Genomic DNA, 17,640 nt, shown 5'->3' with positions numbered 1-17,640 from the left:
GAGTCTTCAACAAACGGGAGCTTATATGGAAAAAAACCGCTAAGCTTTTAGGAGCTTAGCGGTTTTTTAGGAGTTCCAGCATTTTCTGTGCGGTTGAGAGGCTAGACTGTGGGTTTTGTCCGGTGACGAATGGATCATCACTGACGACGTGATCCGAATAGGCATCACCTGAATCAAACTCTGCCCCAGCTTCCTTCAAACGATCCTCAAGCATAAAGGGGACAACGGAATCAAGCCCGGTATCTTTTTCTTCCTCATTCGTAAAGCCGGTGATTTTTTTCCCCTCCACAAGCGGCTGGCCATTATGGTCTTCCACACCCACAAAGCCAGCCGGACCGTGACATACGGAGCCAATGACTTTTCCTTCTGTTAAGAAGTGTCGGAGTAATTCTTCAAGCTCATCATTTTCCGGGAAGTCGATCATCGTCCCATGTCCTCCGCAAAGAAAGATTCCAGCAAATTCTGTTGGGTCTACTTCCGCTAAAGGAACTGTTTTATTGATTGGTTCCATAACCCCGTCCCAAACCTTTGGCAGTCTATTGCTATAGCTGTTCGGATCGATGGGAGGACGTCCTCCTTTGGGGCTGGCCGCTACCACTTCATACCCTGCTTCCTGAAATTCTGTGGCAGGTTCGACAAATTCCTGAAGCCACAATCCTGTTTCATGTTTCCCGTCCAATTGGTCCGCATTCGTCACAATCATCAATATCTTTTGATCCATGATTAGCAACCTCCTTGTACATATCCCTCCTATTATTTACAACTGAAGTCATTTCAATCACAATACTTTCTTCATCCAAACTTGCTGCAATTGGGTTTCGAATCCTTCTTCCTTCAATGCTTCATAGGCGGGGCTTCCTTCAGGTATATTGAAAGCAGTGATGATGGCATTTGGATAACTTGAACGAAGGGTTTTCAGACATTCTTTCCCCTTGTTTTCAGACTGTAGCTGAAATAATGTGATGGATCCCTTATCATTTCGAGTGAAAATCAAGCCACCCTGTGTTCTTTCACCATCCGTAACCTTGAAAAACTCCCCTTCATCTATGGAAAAGGATTGATTCTGCCATGGATAATCCCCTTCGGACATTTGCTCCTTCCATTCAGACTCTTCTATGGGTTTTAAGCGCTGAAGGTTTCCTCCAGTATCCCGCCGCACGGGTGTGGATCTCATGATATGTAAATGATCCACGACCTTATATCCGTAAGTTTCATATAAAGCGATAGCGGATTGATTATCTGATATCGCTTCTAATGTGGCTAGAGAGGCGTTTTCTTTTTTATACATAGATAAAGAGGAGTGAACCAGTAAGCGTCCCACTCCTCTTTTCCGATACGAAGGGTGAACAGCTGTCCCTCCGTTGTATGCCGTTTTTATGCCCTCAATATCCTGAATCCCATTCAAAACAATCCCTACAGGCTTTTTCCCATCGTACACGATGAATGAATAAGCGGGGGATAATCGTTTAGAGCTCAGCATTCTTAAGAATCTATCCAGTACCATTTGAATGGGGACCGAATAATCTTGAAATCCCTCATTCCAAGATGTGAGAGCATCTTCAAACGAACAATCTTTCATAGAAATCACTTTCATCAGGCTTCCCCTCCTTTTCTTTCACTTACACATTCTCTACAAAGGAGGGAAACCCTTCTTAGGACTGAAAAGAAGAATCTTTATGATTGATTCGGTGCCACCATTTTTTCAAGAGCTGTGTGCGTCCCTCTATAAATGGCTGTGTCAGCGTGCGGATGATTCCGCTTGATAACACATACACAATCGCAGCAGCTACGATCGCAAGACCTAAGACGTCAAACACGTGGTCAACCTTAAACCAATCGGCCTGACGGAAAAATTGAATGAAGAATCCGTGCAGCAAGTAAACATATAACGTCCTTCCGCCCAGGTAAGTGAGACGGTATTGTGTGTTCGGAATCCACGCAAGGACACTGATGGTCATAACGGCGGCAAGAACATAAACACCTAAGCGGAACACGCCTCCCATTTCGGGGCTTCCCAGTACTTCATACGATTTAGAGCCCAGGAGCCAGCCTGAGCTGAATTCCGGAAATAGTGCAATCACGGAAGCAACGATGCCCATCACCACAAGGCTGACTTCTCTTACTCGACGAGTTCTCCATTTGTGGACGTGTTCCTTCGTCAACCAATACCCTACTAGGAAAAACGGGAAGAAAACGAACGTCCGGGACAAGCTGAAATGATGCCCGATGTCACTGAAGTACCCAACGAGCACACCAATTTGCACGGCAATGGCCACTCCAAGGAAAGGAGGGATCTTTTTGAACCAATAAAGCAGGATGTGCCAGCAGAACAAACTGAAAAGGAACCACAGAGACCAGTGAGGATAGAAAATCCCACTCAAGGTCGCTCCTTTTCCTATGAAGAAATAGTATCCCGTGTAAACAAGTTGGAAAATGAGATAAGGCAAGATCAATTTTTTCGCTAATTGTAAGATGTAGTCTTTCTCTCCTGACCCTTTTGCAAAGAACCCGGCAAGAAAGATGAATGCAGGCATGTGGAACGTATAAATCCAAGTATATAATGTGTACATCGGCCTTGATCCGTCTGTAAACGGCTGAATGATATGACCAAAGACGACGAGAAAAATAAGAACAAGTTTGGCATTATCAAAAAAGGCATCACGTTTCATGTTGTCTCACCCTTCATAATCGATTAATCCTCTACCTCATGTTTACCACATTCCTGTGCTTTTTAAGGCACTTTTATTCATTTTTAAACCATATGTAAACCAATTGTTATCTTCTGTTATGAATTGTTACGTCTAAAAAAGAGGCACCCTCTACGGATGCCTCGCTGGAATCATTTGAAGTCGATCGCCCATGAACCTTTACGGAAAATGGCTTCGAATTCACCTTCTTTTGTTTCCCCATCAATGTCCAACTCATCGGACCCCATCATGAAATCCTCATGGATCAAACTGTCGTTGACCCCATGGGAATCCATTTGTTCTTTATTGAAGGATGATCCTCCGCGGATATTAGTCGGGTAAGCTTTTCCTAAAGCCAGATGACAGGAAGCATTTTCATCATAAAGCGTGTTATAGAAAATGTGCCCTGATTTAGAAATTGGAGATTCATTTGGAACAAGAGCAACCTCGCCAAGACGTTTCGCTCCATCATCACTCTCTAGCAGATGCTTTAACGTCTCTTCTCCAGATTCCGCTTGATAGTCGACGACTTTTCCATTCTCGAACGTGAGCGTGAAGTTTTCGATCAGGTTGCCTCCATAGTTGAGAGGTTTTGTACTCGTCACTTTTCCTTGGACCCCTGTTTTGTGAGGCATGGTGAACACTTCTTCTGTCGGAATGTTCGGGTTGAATTCCGTCCCTTTTTCTGAAGTCGTCGAACCGCCATGCCAAATGTGGTTCTGGACGAGCTCGATGGACAACTCAGTGCCAGGTCCCTTATAGTGAAGCTTCTTGTATTGCTTTTGATTCAGGTACTCGCGAGCCTGACGAAGCTTTTCGTTATGCTCTTCCCATGCTTTGAGCGGATCTTCCTGATCGATTCGTGTAATATGGAAAATTTGTTCCCACAACTTGTCCTGCGCTTTTTCAGGCGAATCATCCGGAAATACCTTTTGAGCCCATGCTTCCTGTGGGTAAGCAATGATCGACCATGTGGTTTTATCGTTCATAATATAGTCTCTATACTTCGTGAGAGCTTCTCCACTGGCTTTATTCGCCTTAGCTATCCGCTCTGAATCGATGCCCTTGAACAAATCTGGATTCGGTCCGTAAATGGATAAAAGCGCATAGCCGTCCTTGACCATCTCTTCCAAGCCTTCCGCTTTCCATTTAGGGAAGTTCTCGAGCACTTCCATAGGAGCGTTCTTCATTTTCATGAAGCTGAGAACTTCATCATTCCATTCCAAATGAACATTCTTCGCTCCTCTGCCATAAGCTTTCGCTGAAATCGTGCGGACAAGCTCTGCGGCTTCAATTGGAGCATTGATGATCAAACCTTGTCCTCTTTGTAGATTCACACCTTTTTTCAAAGCAAGATCGGCATACTTTTCTAATTGTTTCTGATGGTTACTCAATATCTGACCCTCCAACTTCTTCATTCTCTGTTTATTATTTCATATTCTGTTCATGTTTCCTAGAACGGACGCCTTCACGCTTTATCTTTAAACATTTCAATCGCTCGTTCCCTCATCGTTTTATGGTCGACGATCGGTGCTGGATAATCCTCACCGATTATGCACCCCGCTTCCTCCTGCTCTTCTTCTGTCATTTTAGATGGCTCATGGATGTGTTTTTTATTCACGTTTTCAAGTTCAGGGAGCCACTCTTTTATGAAACGCCCATGGGGGTCGAACCGCTCGGACTGCCGAGTCGGATTGAAGACACGGAAATATGGGACAGGATCCGTTCCCGTAGAGGCCGCCCATTGCCAGCCCCCTATGTTTGAAGCTGGATCATAATCCACCAACCGTTCAGAGAAGTATCGTTCCCCTTCCCGCCAATCCATAAGCAGGTCTTTCGTTAAAAATGAGGCCACAGCCATCCGCAAACGGTTATGCATCCAACCCGTTTCATTTAATTGGCGCATCGCGGCATCAATCAGCGGAAATCCTGTCTGTCCTTCTTTCCATTTTTCAAGCATTTCATCATCATTGTTCCACGGAATCCCTCTGTATTTTTCCACCATTTCTGTAGAATTAGCATCAGGATAGGAATGGTAGATCATGTTATAAAAATCGCGCCAGGCAAGCTCAGAAATGTACGTGTCGACCCCTGATGTATTTTTTCTGTAATCTACATCCTCTTCGATTTTATGGTAGATGGTTCTGATCGATATCGCCCCTGTACGAAGAAAACGCGACATTAGACTCGTCCCATCAACAGCAGGAAAGTCCCGCCGCTCATCATAGTCGTAAATGTCCTCATCCAGAAAATGTTCCAATCGTTCGAGCGCGTCTTTTTCTCCGACTCCGTCATACGAGCCGTCTATTTTTTTGATCAAGTCATCATATGCTTGACGTCCATCAGAAAATGCCTCCCGCTCATCCAGGGCGGAATCAGATAACTGATCAAGATCGACCTTCTGAATCGCCGGCTTTTGAAGCTGCTTCCACTTCTTAAGGTAGGGAGAGAAAACCTTATAAAACCCTCCGTCATTTTTCTTCACTTCACCGGCCCCGTGAAGATGGTGATCAATGTATGAATGAACTTTCACCTCATTCCGCGATAAGTATTCAGAAATCGCATCATCGCGGTCTTTTCCAAATCCGACTTCATCTCTATTGAAATAAACCATATCCACTTTCGATTCCTTCAGGAGATGTTCAAACGCTTCTTCGGTATCTCCATAAATGAAATGAATCGGAGCCTTTAATTCTTCTGCCCTGTCTACAAGACCCTTTAATGTTTGAAAAAAATAATCATGCCTCGGTGTAAATGATTCATTTAAGGATGGATGGATATGAAAAAACAGTAAAATATCATCGTTTTCTTTTGTATGTTCTAACGCTTTCGCTAAAGCGGTTTGGTCATTCAATCTTAAATCCCGCCTAAACCATACAGCTCTTCTTGACATCCTTCCCCCTCCTTCACTCTTTACCCTTCCTTTTTACTTGTGGATATAAACTACAGTCAACCACTTATCCACATGTGGACATCATCTTACTCGTACTTTTGGTGTTTATGAGTAAACGGGCATTCTCACATCGGAAGCCCCTTCGCTCAAAAAAAAGCTGACCAGTACCCTGGTCAGCTCCCCTCATTTATTCGAAGTTTTTCAGTAGGGTTGCCATTTCGATGGCAGCAGTAGCTGCTTCCCAGCCCTTATTTCCTGCCTTTGTACCCGCGCGCTCAATCGCTTGTTCGATCGTGTCTGTCGTGATGACTCCGAAGATCACTGGAATACCACTTTGTTGTGAGGCCTGCGAAACCCCTTTAGCCGCTTCATTACATACATAATCGAAGTGAGGGGTGGAACCACGGATCACCGCTCCAAGTGTAACGACCGCATCGTACTTTCCTGAGTTCGCCATTTTACTAGCCACGAGTGGAATTTCGAAGGCTCCTGGTACATAAGCAACTTCAACATCATTCAATTCAACGCCATGACGCTTGAACGCATCAACCGCGCCTTCATATAACTTTCCTGTAATGAAATCGTTGAAACGACCTACGACGATTCCTACTTTCAACCCTGTGCCTACAAGATTACCTTCTATCGTTTTTACCATGATTTCTTCATCCCTTCTAGTAGTGAAATAAATGTCCCATTTTCGATTGCTTCGTTTTTAGATATCTTTCATTTTCTTCCCTGGATTCCATTTGGATTGGAACACGATCGACGATTTCCAAACCAAAACCGCCAAGGCCGGAGATCTTTTTCGGATTGTTCGTAAGAAGTCGCAGCTTTGTAATTCCAAGATCTTTAAGGATCTGTGCGCCGACACCGTAATCTCTCAAATCAGGCCCGAACCCAAGCTTTTCGTTCGCTTCAACCGTATCCAAACCTTCTTCCTGAAGTTTGTAGGCTTGAAGTTTATTCATTAGTCCGATCCCACGCCCTTCCTGTCTCATATATAATAGGACGCCGCTTCCGTTCTCAGAAATCTGTCTCAGTGCGTTATGCAGCTGCGGACCACAATCACAACGGTAGGAACCGAACACATCTCCGGTCAAACATTCAGAGTGGACACGGACAAGCGTTGGCTCTTCCGGATTGATTTCCCCTTTGACGAGTGCGATATGATCTTTAAAGTCAATATCATTGGAAAAACCGATCGCACGGAAATCTCCGTATTCTGTCGGCATTTTCACTTCCACTTCGCGTTTGACGTGGTTTTCTTTTTTATGGCGGTATTGAATAAGGTCTGCAATCGTGATCATTGGTAGATCGAACTCATCCGCCATCTTTCGAAGATCAGGCACACGAGCCATCGTTCCATCATCTTTAATGATTTCACAAATAACACCAGCTGGTCGCGCTCCTGCAAGCTTGGCAAGATCTACAGACGCTTCTGTATGCCCCGCTCGACGCAGGACGCCGCCTTCTTTAGCTATTAAAGGAAAGATATGCCCCGGCTTTTGGAAGTCCGCTGCCGTCGTCTCGGGATTCAACATCTCCTTAATTGTCAATGCCCGTTCATCCGCAGATATTCCTGTTGTTGTATCTTTGTGATCGATACTTACAGTGAAGGCGGTTTGATTGGGGTCTGAGTTGTTATCGACCATAGGCACCAGCTCTAAGTCCCGAGCCAGCTCATTAGTAATCGGTGCGCAGACAAGTCCGCGACCATGTTTGATCATGAAATTGATCATTTCAGGCGATGCGTACTCAGCAACCCCTATTAAGTCTCCTTCATTTTCACGATCTTCGTCATCGCATACAATGACGAGTTTCCCCTGCTTTAAATCTTCAATCGCTTTTTCAACGGAATCAAACATCATTTCACCCTCTTATGCAAAGCCGTTGTCGGAAAGAAACTGTTTAGACAGACTCGACTTTGGCTCTTCTTTATTTTGTCCGCTCAAAAAATGAGCGACGTACTTTCCGATCATGTCGCACTCTATATTCACACTGTCTCCAGGTCCTTTTGCGCCGAGCACCGTGTGCTCCATCGTATGAGGAATAAGTGAAATCGTCACCTTGGAGTCATCAACACCGAACACCGTCAGGGAAGTGCCGTCCACAGCGATGGAACCTTTATAAACGAAATAATGAATAAGTTCTTCAGGTAGTTCAATTTCATAATAAACGGCATTAGATTCAGGCTTTTTGGATACAATTCTACCCGTTCCATCAATATGCCCGGAAACAAGATGTCCCCCGAAACGTCCACCTGCAGCCATTGCACGCTCTAAATTAACCGGATCTCCTTGCTGCAGTTCATGGATGTTCGTAGCTCTGTAAGTTTCAGGCATCACATCAAAAGAGACCGTCTGCTCCGTATAGTTTGTTACAGTCAAACACACGCCATTGACGGAAATACTGCCCCCTAATTTGACGTCTGATAATACTTCTTTGGCTGAAATGTTCACTTCGAGAGCTTCTGTTTTATTTTGTACTGATTTTAATGTTCCTATTTCTTCAACAATCCCAGTAAACATTAAGATTCTCCTTTTCTAACGGAAACAATTTTAATGTCATCTCCCATTTTTTCAGTCGAGACAATTTCAAAGGAGCTTACATTCTTTAATTGCTCTATTCCTTTACCGCCTACAGGCGTCAATGCTTCTTTCCCTCCGATTAACTTAGGGGCCATATACGTTACCGTTTCATCCACTCTTCCTGCCCTTACGAAGGCATCAGCAATCGTTGCTCCTCCTTCAACAAGCAGAGAAGTGACTTTTTGTTCACCTAAATACCGCAGAACTTCTTCTATGGAAACCTGTTCATTATGAAGCTGGATGACGGTTACGTGTTTATAGTTTTTATAGAGATTCATCTCTTCTTCTTTTACACGACTCCCTACGAAAATCCACGTTGGTGCCGAGTCGTCCTGAATCAACTGAGAAGAAGGCGGTATTCTAAGATGGGTATCAAGGACGATCCTTTTCGGGTGACGGCCTTGACCTTCTATACGCGTCGTCAGTTTAGGGTTATCCATGAGCACCGTGTTAATTCCAACTAGTATCGCATCAGAGAGATGTCTATAGTGGTGGCCATCCAACCGTGCTTCCTCTCCTGTAATCCACTGACTCTCACCTGTAGACGTGGCAATCTTCCCATCCAGACTCATTGCTGTCTTTAAGCGGACATAAGGTTCTTTCTTTTGAATGAAGTGAAAAAAGGAAGTATTCATGTCATCCGCTTCTCTTTTCAACACTCCTGTCTTCACTTCAAGACCACGTTCTCTCATCATTCGAATCCCTCTGCCGGACACTTTAGGATTAGGGTCATTGGATGCAACCACGACTCTCTTTATGCCAGCTTCGATGACTGCTTCTGCACATGGGGGGGTCTGCCCATGGTGACTGCAAGGTTCGAGCGTGACATAAATCTCAGCATCTTTCGCCTTCTCGCCTGCCATACGAAGCGCATGGATTTCAGCATGAGGTTCTCCTGCCTTGACGTGCACACCTACACCCACGATCTGATTATGCTTAACGACAATCGCAGCAACAGAAGGGTTCGGACTTGTTTGACCAACCGTTTCCCGCGCCATGTCTATCGCGATTCTCATGTATCTTTCATCCCGATCCAAGACCTCCACCTCCTTTTTATTAAGTCCAGGAAAAATAAAAAACCCTGAAGAAGACAGACTTCTCCAGGGTCGTTGAACGTAAATCGCATACACTTAAAAAAGGGTACACGTATTGCTTTGGTTTTTGTACCTTTACGTTTCTACAACCTTCTCCCATCCAGACTTTAACTGTCGGCTTTGGAGTTTCACCAAATCAGGGAGAACCGTGCTTAACACTGATTCTCCGTCGCGGGCTCGGAGCATTATGCTCATTACCGCCGGCTGGGACTTTCACCCGACCCCGAAGGTTTACGTGATTCAATTAGGTGTTACACTCTAAATCATATCGGATTTGTTTTGGAAGTGCAATTCAAATGAACTCTTCTATTTTCAATTTTCATTACAATCCCTATTGTAAAAACAAATAAAATCGGCTAAGATAGATTACATTAGGAAAACGTTTGCACAACCTTAAGAAAACTTATCAAATAACAAACCTATAAAAACTTGGAATGAATATCAAGTTTTATTTTTTAACAAGATGCGCAATCGGTTGCATATAATTGGAATCGTCAACTATTAATGGAACGAAATGAGGGAATATTATGGAACGTGTATGGTGGAAGGAAGCCGTTGGGTATCAAGTCTATCCTCGTAGCTTTCAAGATTCGAACGGTGACGGAATCGGTGATTTGCAAGGAATGATCGACAGACTAGATTATCTTAAAGAAATGGGCATCGATTTTATATGGATCTGCCCAATGTACAAGTCTCCTAAAGACGACAACGGCTATGATATCTCCGATTACCAGGACATATTAGAAGAATTCGGGACGATGGATGATTTCGATCGATTACTTCAGGAAGTTCACAAACGGGACATGAAACTGATCATTGACCTTGTTCTCAACCACACCAGTGATGAACACCCTTGGTTCATCGAATCAAGAAGCTCCAAAGACGACCCTAAGCGTGACTGGTACATTTGGCGTGACGGGAAAAATGGTGCTGAGCCAAACAACTGGGAAAGTATCTTTGATGGTTCTGCCTGGCAGTACGATGAAAAAACAGAGCAATATTATTTGCACGTGTTCTCTACAAAACAGCCTGATCTGAACTGGGAAAATCCTGAAGTACGTGAAGCCTTATATGATACCGTCAACTGGTGGTTGGAAAAAGGTATTGATGGCTTCCGAATCGACGCCATCAGTCACATCAAAAAACGACCGGACTTCCCGGATATGCCAAATCCGAAAAAACAAAAATACGTTTCTTCTTTCGATATGCACATGAACCAAGAAGGCATCCATGAATTTCTACAAGAATTCAAAGACGAAACGTACAGCAAATATGACGTCATGACCGTCGGTGAAGCCAATGGTGTCAGTGCCGATGAGGCAGACCTCTGGGTCGGCGATAACGGAAAAATGGACATGATTTTTCAATTTGAACACCTGGACCTTTGGGATCAGGATGCAGAACAACAGTTGGATATCCCAGGACTGAAAAAAGTCCTCACACGGTGGCAGAAAGCTTTAGAAGGGGACGGATGGAACGCTCTGTTCGTAGAAAACCACGATAAAGCCCGTGTAGTATCCACATGGGGCGACGACGAAGTCTACTGGCGCGAAAGTGCAACGTCCATTGCAACCATGTATTTCTTTATGCAGGGAACACCCTATATTTATCAAGGGCAGGAAATTGGCATGACAAATGTGGCCTTTCCATCTATTGAAGATTATGATGATGTCGCAGCCAAGAACTTGTACAAGACGAAAAAAGAACAAGGCATGTCCCATGAAGAGATCATGGAGATTCTTTGGAATACTTCCAGGGATAACAGCCGGACGCCTATGCAATGGAGTCATGAAGAGAATGCCGGATTCACAAGTGGTACGCCGTGGATGAAAATCAATTCAAACTATAAAACCATCAATGTCGCAGATCAACAGGATGACCCACATTCCATTCTGAATCATTATAAAGAAATGATTCGTCTGAAGAAACAGTATGACCTGTTCACTTATGGGACGTATGAGTTGATTCTTCCGGACGACAAACAGATTTATGCTTATACAAGAACACTTGATGGTAAAACCGCTATAGTGATTGCAAACTTGACGAAAAATACAGCAGCATTCCAGTCCTCTTACAAACTGAACTCGAAAGATTTAATTCTGTCAAACCTCATTGTAGATAAACATGTGGATGAAACGCGTTTCACACTTAAACCTTTTGAATCACGAGTGTATTTATTAAACCAATAACTTCTTGTCTTCAATCAGCTTGATGAGCACAAAAAAGGACGGTCACCTTAGGTGACCGTCCTTTTCGTCATTTAGCAATGCTTGTGTCTGCTTCCATTTCAAGTTCAACATTTCCCTGAATGGCTTTTGAGATCATGCAGCTCTTTTCCGCCTTATCAACAAGGCGATCCAATTTGGATAAATCTTTTTCATCCGCTTCCGCGCGCAGGACCACTCTCGGTCTGTGGATAATTTTTTGATAGGTGAAGACTCCATCAGTCACATCCACAATTCCTTCTGACTGCATATCCATTTCTTCTAATGGAAGCTCTGCCCTTTCAATCATAGCAGCGAGGCTGATGATATAACAGGTAGCCGCCGCTCCGAGAAGCATCTCGTCTGGATTGGTTCCTATGTCTGGACCATCCATCTCTTTCGGGATCGATATTTTTGTTTTCAATTTTTCTGACTCGATATAGCCGACTTCATTCCTTCCACCTGGCCAGTCAGCTTTTAAGTGAAAATGATGCAAAGCCATGATGTCACTCTCCTTTATTATTTTTCCATAGAAAGGAACTCATAATGTCCCCCGTTCGTTGCCTGCATGAATGTCTGCTTCTTTTTAAAACCAACACGCTCGTAAACGGCAATGGCCCGCTTATTAAATGTAGCAACGGAAAGCGTGAAAGCTGCTGATTGGCACCTTTTTGCCGCAAAGGAAAGACACGAGTTAACAAAACCCTCCCCTTTCCCTTTTCCTGCTTCATCCGGATGCATACCTAATCCGATATCGATCGTGGGATGATTGCTTAAGTCCAACGTCATAAAGCCGATCAAATCCCCATTTAAATATGCGCTGTACGTATGAGGACTCCTCTTCTCCGGATCTAAGAATAGCTCCAAATCCTCTTCATCTGCCGTCATATTATAAAAATTATAGGGTTCAGGATATTTCCAGCCTGCAATTATCTCTGCATCTTGTTGGGTGATCGGTGTCCATTGGATCTTCATGATTCCTGCTCCCAATCTTTTTTGAAGCGGGTCATTTTCACCTGGAGCTGCTCAATCATATCCAGAACACGATTGAAATCCTGGATGTCCACATTTTCTGCATCCATGCTGGAAACGACTTGATTAAGCATTTGAATTCTATTCTTTATATAGTGAAACTGTTGTGAAGGATGTTGAGCTGCTTTGCCCATTCAAAAGCCCTCCTTTATTTTCCTCTCCTTTCATCTTACATGGCTCATAAGGAAAGTAAAAGATTTTGCCCATAAGAAAAGCTGTGGCGAGGGCCACAGCTTTGTTGTTATTCTTCTTCCACTTCTTTTTTCTCTGATAAGAACCATCCGAGTACTGCAATAAGGACAAGGACAGAATAGAAGATGATTTTCCATAAGGCGGAATGAGCAAAGTGCTCATCCAGGATTTGAATATTCGGGTGTGCCAGTGTAGATACAACCAACTTCACACCGACCCAGCCTACAATGACAAAGGCCGCTACTTCTAAGCCTGGACGGGATTTCAAAAGTTTCACAAAATAACCTGCGGCAAAACGCATGATGATAATTCCAATCATACCACCCGTAAGTATAACGGCAAATTGACCGCCATCAAGACTTCCAACATCCGGTAAATCTGTTTCAGGCAAGGCAACAGCAAGAGCGACGGCAGCTAATATAGAATCCACCGCGAAAGCCAGGTCGGCAAGCTCTACTTTAAGGACAGTAGCCCAAAAGCCTTTCCCTCTCTGATTTCCTGCATCCTCTTCCATTTCCTCTTCATAATCATCCCCTTTAGTCCGCCACCGGTCAAAGAGGTGTTTTCCTGAAATGAAAAGTAAGTAAGCGGCTCCCAATGCTTGAACCTGCCATACATCTACAAGGAAGGAAATGATAAACAGAGATCCAAATCTAAGTATAAATGCACCCGCTAAACCGTAAAATAATGCCTTTTTTCTTTTTTCTTCCGGGAGGTGTTTAACCATGATGGCTAGGACAAGCGCGTTGTCTGCGGCCAGAATTCCTTCCAGACCGACAAGCACGATCAACACCCAACCGTATTCAATCAATAATTGAGCATCCAATTCGATTCTCTCCTTTTCCATAAAAAATGGTCCCGACCACTATGGTAAGGACCAAAAGAATAGACCTTTACCACAGTGGGTAAAGGTCTCGCTAACAACTTCCGTTGCCAATAAAGCCGGGGAATGTTTTCCCGAAATGACGACTTTATTGTCCCAGCTACTCCCCTTTAGGAATGCTACATCTATCCTTCATCATAGCACGCAACGATGTTTTGTCAACGACTTCCTGCCCACATTATAGAATAATTCTAGTATGAGGACAGGAAGGTTTCCTTATGCAATATTGAACGAACGTTTGAGCTATTCGCAGCTTCTGTTACTTTTCTGACTTTTCTTCAAATAACCGTGCAATCTCGACAATGACCTGGGTGGCTTTTTCCATACTTTCAAGCGAAATGTATTCGTACTTCCCGTGGAAGTTCTCTCCACCTGTGAATAGGTTCGGCGTTGGCAGTCCCATGTAGGAAAGTTGAGATCCGTCCGTTCCTCCCCTAATCGGTTTCACAAGCGGCTCTACTTTTTTATTCAGCATGGCCTCATGTGCGATATCAACAATGTGTTTCACAGGTTTGATTTTATCTCCCATGTTGTAATATTGATCTTCTATCGTCAGTTCCACTCGTTTCATGCCGTAGTTTTCACGGATGGTTTCCGCTATTCGCTTCATCTTCTCTTTTTTCTGTTGAAACGCAGCTTTGTCATGATCCCGAATCAAGTATGTCAATTCAGCTTTCTCTACATCCCCCTGTATGGAGTGAAGATGGTAAAATCCCTCAAAACCTTCTGTATGCTCTGGCGCTTCTATTTCGGGTAAGGAACCTTGAAAAGCCACCGCCAACTTGGCCGCATTCACCATTTTATCTTTTGCTGTCCCCGGGTGAACACTGTGGCCGTGGAAGGTCACTTTAGCTGTTGCCGCATTGAAACTCTCATATTGGAGTTCTCCCAATGGACCACCATCGACAGTATAAGCATAAGACGCACCAAAACGCTCCACATCAAATTTATGAGGGCCCCTGCCAATCTCCTCATCCGGCGTAAAAGCTACACGGATTTTTCCATGTTTGATATCCGGGTTCTTCTTCAAATGATTTAGGGCAGTCATAATTTCCGTAATTCCTGCTTTGTTGTCCGCTCCGAGAAGTGTCGTGCCGTCTGTCGTAATCAATGTCTGCCCTTTATATGTAGGAAGTTCCGGAAACTCTTCCGGTGACAACACAACACCCTCACTCAATTCTATTGCGCCACCGTCATAATCCTCTACCACTTTCGGGTTCACTCCTGCCCCAGTAAAGTCTGTTGCTGTATCGATGTGCGCGAGAAAACCGATAACAGGAACTTCTTTATCCGTATTAGCGGGAAGGGTGGCCATCACATAGGCGTGATCATCGACAGTGACCTCCTCCAGTCCCATCTCCTTCAGTTCATCCACCAGTTGATTCGCTAGCTCCCATTGCTTTTCGGTCGAAGGTGTTGTCGAACTGTTTTCATCCGATTGCGTATCGATTTTCACATAAGAAGTAAAACGTTCTAATAACTCATTCTTCATTCCAGTTCCTCCTCGAAATTCATGCTTCTTTTTTCAGTTTATTCTCACTAAGATTAAAAGTAAATGTATTGCTTCACCGGCAAACTTTGGTATTCTTAACATAGTGATTAAACTCTTATAAAAAGGTGTGTCCGCTTTTGATTCATAAACGTTGGTTCCAAGTCATTGTTACCGCTATCCTTCTCTCCCTGTTGGTTTTATTATTAAACCAAATCCATTTTTTCTTTGAACCTATTTTAACCTATATTGCAGCCATCGCTGTTCCTCTCATTGGCGGAGGGATTCTTTTTTATATTTCTCGTCCGATGCTGCAGCTATTAGAAAAATACCGTGTTCCACGCATACTGGGTATTTTGATCATCTTCCTCTTCTACATATTTATAGGATTCTTGATCACCCGTTTCATTGCTCCTATCGCCCAGGAGCAATTCACAAAACTTGTGAACAATATTCCTGATATGGCTGATATGCTAAGTGAAACCGTTACGTACTGGCAGCAAAACCAGGATATTATCCCAAGTGAATTCAACAGTACCATTGATAATGTAGTCAATAACTTAGAAACCTATTTACAAGGAGCACCAACGGTCATTATCAACGTCGTCAGTCAGCTGATCGGTTTTGTCTTTGCCCTTGTGCTAATCCCTTTCTTCCTTTTCTTCATGTTGAAAGATGGAGATAAGCTGGTGCCCTTCATTAAGAAGTTTCTAAGTGATCGTACTGCTAAGAGTTTCGAGAAGCTGGCTCGTTCTGTGGATTACACGCTGAATGCTTTCATCCTGGGCCAAATGACGGTAAGTATAGTCGTTGGTCTCCTGCTTTTGATTGGCTACATGATTATAGATTTAAGATACGCCCTTACCCTGGCCTTGTTTGCCATGGTGATGAATGTCATTCCTTTTGTTGGTCCATTTTTAGCTGTAATTCCAGCCTTACTCGTCGGGCTGTTTCAGGACCCGATCCTCGCTGTCTGGGTGGCTGTTATAACAATTATCGCACAGCAACTGGAAGGGAATTTCGTATCACCAAACGTTATGGGGAAAGCGCTCAGTATCCACCCACTGACCATCATCACTTTGATCCTGGCAGCCGGAAGCCTCGCCGGATTCCTTGGATTGTTGTTCGCGATTCCGACTTATGCCGTATTGAAAGCCATCATCAGTCATTTTTATGAAGAGTGGCTCGAAAGAAGAGAAACAACGAATCCAGAATAAGATCAGATGAAGCCCGCTATTTATAGTGGGTTTCATTTTTTGCAAATAGGATTCCAACTCGAAATGGAAGCGAGGAAAATAAAAATGCCACAACCGAAACTTTGGACATGGCCGTTCATTTTTTTAATCTTAGCCAATCTATTTACATTTATGAGCTTTCAAATGCTTCTTCCAAACCTGCCTCCCTATATTGAATCCATTGGAGGATCGAGTTTACAAGTAGGACTGATCACAACGATGTTCGCCTTTGCCGCAATCATTATTCGCCCTTTCATCGGCCATCTGCTGATGACGCGTCCACGTAAAATCCTTGTTTTGATCGGAGCCATTTCCCTACTAGTCATGACCGCCCTTTACCCGATTACCCAAGTGGTTGTCATTCTGTTGATTATTCGTTTCATCCACGGGATTGCATGGGGATGGTCTACAACGGTAAACGGGACCGCTGCCGTGGATCTCGTTCCGAGAAGACGTGTTGGAGAAGGCATGGGGTACTTCGGACTCTCTGTAACGGTGGGGATGATCATGGCTCCAAGCCTGGGCATTTACCTTTATCAGAATTATTCCTTTGACCTACTTGTCGGCATTGCTGCTGCCTTAGGAATCATTGCCATCCTACTCTTCTCTGTTACTCGTTTTGTTACACCGGAGCAAGTATATAAGAACCAAGAAGATCCTCCACGTTTTTCTTTTACTGGTTCTCTCATCGAAAAAAGAAGCTGGTATCCGGCCCTTGTTACGATTTTGAATACTTTCGGCTACGGATCTGTGGTTACCTATATCGTGATTTTCGGCAACGAACAAGGTCTTACCGGCACTTTTCTCTTTTATTTCTTTAATGCTGTATTTGCGACCATAACGAGACCGGTCACAGGTCGATACTTTGATAAAAACGGTCCGTGGAAGTTGATCATGATTTGTTCATTCATATCGTTCGGTGCCATGTGGGTGCTCGCTCTTGCCAGTTCAAACGTTCACTTAATCATTGCGGGGGCTTTGTTTGGAATTGGTTTTGGATCCATGATGCCTGCGCTTCAAGCATGGGTCATTTCCAAAACGACGACAGAGCGAAGCGGGATTGCTAACGGGATGTACTATTCATCGATTGATCTCGGAATCGGATCAAGTGCATTCATTCTTGGGTTTATTTATCAGTTTGTCGAAACGGCTACGCTATTTAAGCTGTCCAGCTTTCTCTTCCTTTTTGTACTGCTGCTCACGATTTTGGACTACAGAAAACAAACCGAACCCTGGGTAGCTCCCGAATAAAGTTTTACCCATCGCTTATTGAATAATATGGCAGGATTGCGGAAGACTCAGTTTCGAGACTTTTATTGAGTGGATGGGGGCTACAGGGAATG

Annotated in this window: 17 protein-coding genes and 1 riboswitch; of the genes, 3 read left to right on the top strand and 14 right to left on the bottom strand. The window is 43.9% G+C overall.

Annotation, left to right across the window (positions count from 1 at the left end; translation table 11 throughout):
• Positions 1-55: 55 nt before the first annotated feature.
• From HFA01_RS08535 to ribD, 9 genes are all read right to left on the bottom strand, one after another.
• Positions 56-721, bottom strand: coding sequence for a type 1 glutamine amidotransferase domain-containing protein (locus HFA01_RS08535; RefSeq protein WP_146815220.1), 666 nt, complete (start codon positions 719-721; stop codon positions 56-58).
• 57 nt (positions 722-778) lie between these two features.
• Positions 779-1,594 carry a GNAT family N-acetyltransferase gene (locus HFA01_RS08530; protein WP_146815218.1) on the bottom strand — a complete coding sequence of 272 codons (816 nt, stop codon included), beginning with the start codon at positions 1,592-1,594 and terminating at the stop codon, positions 779-781.
• Between the two features lie 58 nt (positions 1,595-1,652).
• Complete coding sequence (locus HFA01_RS08525; RefSeq protein WP_146815214.1) at positions 1,653-2,669, bottom strand: acyltransferase family protein; 1,017 nt, start codon at positions 2,667-2,669, stop codon at positions 1,653-1,655.
• Between the two features lie 170 nt (positions 2,670-2,839).
• Positions 2,840-4,081 (bottom strand): aminopeptidase, encoded by a 1,242-nt coding sequence (locus tag HFA01_RS08520; protein ID WP_146815212.1) that lies wholly within the window; start codon positions 4,079-4,081, stop codon positions 2,840-2,842.
• 74 nt (positions 4,082-4,155) lie between these two features.
• A complete protein-coding gene (locus tag HFA01_RS08515) occupies positions 4,156-5,580 on the bottom strand; it encodes a cryptochrome/photolyase family protein (RefSeq protein ID WP_146815210.1) in 1,425 nt (474 codons plus the stop codon).
• A 187-nt stretch (positions 5,581-5,767) separates the two neighbouring features.
• A complete protein-coding gene (gene ribH / locus HFA01_RS08510) occupies positions 5,768-6,235 on the bottom strand; it encodes a 6,7-dimethyl-8-ribityllumazine synthase (protein WP_146815208.1) in 468 nt (155 codons plus the stop codon).
• A 16-nt stretch (positions 6,236-6,251) separates the two neighbouring features.
• The gene (locus tag HFA01_RS08505) at positions 6,252-7,445 is read right to left on the bottom strand and encodes a bifunctional 3,4-dihydroxy-2-butanone-4-phosphate synthase/GTP cyclohydrolase II (RefSeq protein ID WP_146815206.1); all 1,194 of its coding nucleotides are present in this window, start codon (positions 7,443-7,445) and stop codon (positions 6,252-6,254) included.
• A gap of 12 nt (positions 7,446-7,457) precedes the next feature.
• Positions 7,458-8,108, bottom strand: a complete 651-nt coding sequence (ribE, locus tag HFA01_RS08500; protein ID WP_146815204.1) for a riboflavin synthase — start codon at positions 8,106-8,108, stop codon at positions 7,458-7,460.
• Positions 8,108-9,184 carry a bifunctional diaminohydroxyphosphoribosylaminopyrimidine deaminase/5-amino-6-(5-phosphoribosylamino)uracil reductase RibD gene (ribD, locus tag HFA01_RS08495; RefSeq protein ID WP_146815222.1) on the bottom strand — a complete coding sequence of 359 codons (1,077 nt, stop codon included), beginning with the start codon at positions 9,182-9,184 and terminating at the stop codon, positions 8,108-8,110. Before ribD ends, ribE begins: the two co-directional genes overlap by 1 nt.
• A gap of 162 nt (positions 9,185-9,346) precedes the next feature.
• A riboswitch (FMN riboswitch) is annotated at positions 9,347-9,497 on the bottom strand.
• A 292-nt stretch (positions 9,498-9,789) separates the two neighbouring features.
• Here ribD and HFA01_RS08490 point away from each other — a divergent pair.
• Positions 9,790-11,451, top strand: coding sequence for a glycoside hydrolase family 13 protein (locus HFA01_RS08490; RefSeq protein ID WP_146815202.1), 1,662 nt, complete (start codon positions 9,790-9,792; stop codon positions 11,449-11,451).
• A 67-nt stretch (positions 11,452-11,518) separates the two neighbouring features.
• Here HFA01_RS08490 and HFA01_RS08485 read toward each other — a convergent pair whose 3' ends face one another.
• The 5 genes from HFA01_RS08485 to pepT form a co-directional block, all read right to left on the bottom strand.
• Positions 11,519-11,968 (bottom strand): OsmC family protein, encoded by a 450-nt coding sequence (locus HFA01_RS08485; protein ID WP_146815200.1) that lies wholly within the window; start codon positions 11,966-11,968, stop codon positions 11,519-11,521.
• A 17-nt stretch (positions 11,969-11,985) separates the two neighbouring features.
• Positions 11,986-12,441, bottom strand: coding sequence for a GNAT family N-acetyltransferase (locus HFA01_RS08480; RefSeq protein WP_146815198.1), 456 nt, complete (start codon positions 12,439-12,441; stop codon positions 11,986-11,988).
• Positions 12,438-12,632 (bottom strand): SE1561 family protein, encoded by a 195-nt coding sequence (locus HFA01_RS08475; RefSeq protein ID WP_146815196.1) that lies wholly within the window; start codon positions 12,630-12,632, stop codon positions 12,438-12,440. Before HFA01_RS08475 ends, HFA01_RS08480 begins: the two co-directional genes overlap by 4 nt.
• A gap of 107 nt (positions 12,633-12,739) precedes the next feature.
• Complete coding sequence (locus HFA01_RS08470; RefSeq protein ID WP_146815193.1) at positions 12,740-13,516, bottom strand: TerC family protein; 777 nt, start codon at positions 13,514-13,516, stop codon at positions 12,740-12,742.
• 316 nt (positions 13,517-13,832) lie between these two features.
• Positions 13,833-15,065, bottom strand: a complete 1,233-nt coding sequence (gene pepT / locus HFA01_RS08465; protein ID WP_146815191.1) for a peptidase T — start codon at positions 15,063-15,065, stop codon at positions 13,833-13,835.
• A 137-nt stretch (positions 15,066-15,202) separates the two neighbouring features.
• Between pepT and HFA01_RS08460 the strand changes: the two genes are divergently transcribed.
• Together HFA01_RS08460 and HFA01_RS08455 are read left to right on the top strand one after the other, a co-directional pair.
• Positions 15,203-16,279 carry an AI-2E family transporter gene (locus HFA01_RS08460; RefSeq protein WP_146815189.1) on the top strand — a complete coding sequence of 359 codons (1,077 nt, stop codon included), beginning with the start codon at positions 15,203-15,205 and terminating at the stop codon, positions 16,277-16,279.
• Between the two features lie 84 nt (positions 16,280-16,363).
• A complete protein-coding gene (locus HFA01_RS08455) occupies positions 16,364-17,548 on the top strand; it encodes an MFS transporter (protein ID WP_146815187.1) in 1,185 nt (394 codons plus the stop codon).
• Positions 17,549-17,640 lie beyond the last annotated feature (92 nt).

This window comes from Halobacillus faecis (assembly GCF_007991335.1).
Lineage (GTDB): Bacteria > Bacillota > Bacilli > Bacillales > Halobacillaceae > Halobacillus > Halobacillus faecis.
Note: the sequence above shows the minus strand (reverse complement) of the source record. Positions and strands in the feature narration are given on the sequence as shown.

Coding starts and splice junctions, on each gene's coding strand:
- HFA01_RS08475 (WP_146815196.1), bottom strand. CDS start 12,632: ATGGGCAAAGCAGCTCAACATCCTTCACAACAGTTTCACTATATAAAG.
- HFA01_RS08515 (WP_146815210.1), bottom strand. CDS start 5,580: ATGTCAAGAAGAGCTGTATGGTTTAGGCGGGATTTAAGATTGAATGAC.
- HFA01_RS08530 (WP_146815218.1), bottom strand. CDS start 1,594: ATGAAAGTGATTTCTATGAAAGATTGTTCGTTTGAAGATGCTCTCACA.
- pepT (WP_146815191.1), bottom strand. CDS start 15,065: ATGAAGAATGAGTTATTAGAACGTTTTACTTCTTATGTGAAAATCGAT.
- HFA01_RS08480 (WP_146815198.1), bottom strand. CDS start 12,441: ATGAAGATCCAATGGACACCGATCACCCAACAAGATGCAGAGATAATT.
- HFA01_RS08485 (WP_146815200.1), bottom strand. CDS start 11,968: ATGGCTTTGCATCATTTTCACTTAAAAGCTGACTGGCCAGGTGGAAGG.
- HFA01_RS08535 (WP_146815220.1), bottom strand. CDS start 721: ATGGATCAAAAGATATTGATGATTGTGACGAATGCGGACCAATTGGAC.
- ribH (WP_146815208.1), bottom strand. CDS start 6,235: ATGGTAAAAACGATAGAAGGTAATCTTGTAGGCACAGGGTTGAAAGTA.
- HFA01_RS08505 (WP_146815206.1), bottom strand. CDS start 7,445: ATGTTTGATTCCGTTGAAAAAGCGATTGAAGATTTAAAGCAGGGGAAA.
- HFA01_RS08525 (WP_146815214.1), bottom strand. CDS start 2,669: ATGAAACGTGATGCCTTTTTTGATAATGCCAAACTTGTTCTTATTTTT.
- HFA01_RS08455 (WP_146815187.1), top strand. CDS start 16,364: ATGCCACAACCGAAACTTTGGACATGGCCGTTCATTTTTTTAATCTTA.
- HFA01_RS08490 (WP_146815202.1), top strand. CDS start 9,790: ATGGAACGTGTATGGTGGAAGGAAGCCGTTGGGTATCAAGTCTATCCT.
- ribD (WP_146815222.1), bottom strand. CDS start 9,184: ATGAGAATCGCGATAGACATGGCGCGGGAAACGGTTGGTCAAACAAGT.
- ribE (WP_146815204.1), bottom strand. CDS start 8,108: ATGTTTACTGGGATTGTTGAAGAAATAGGAACATTAAAATCAGTACAA.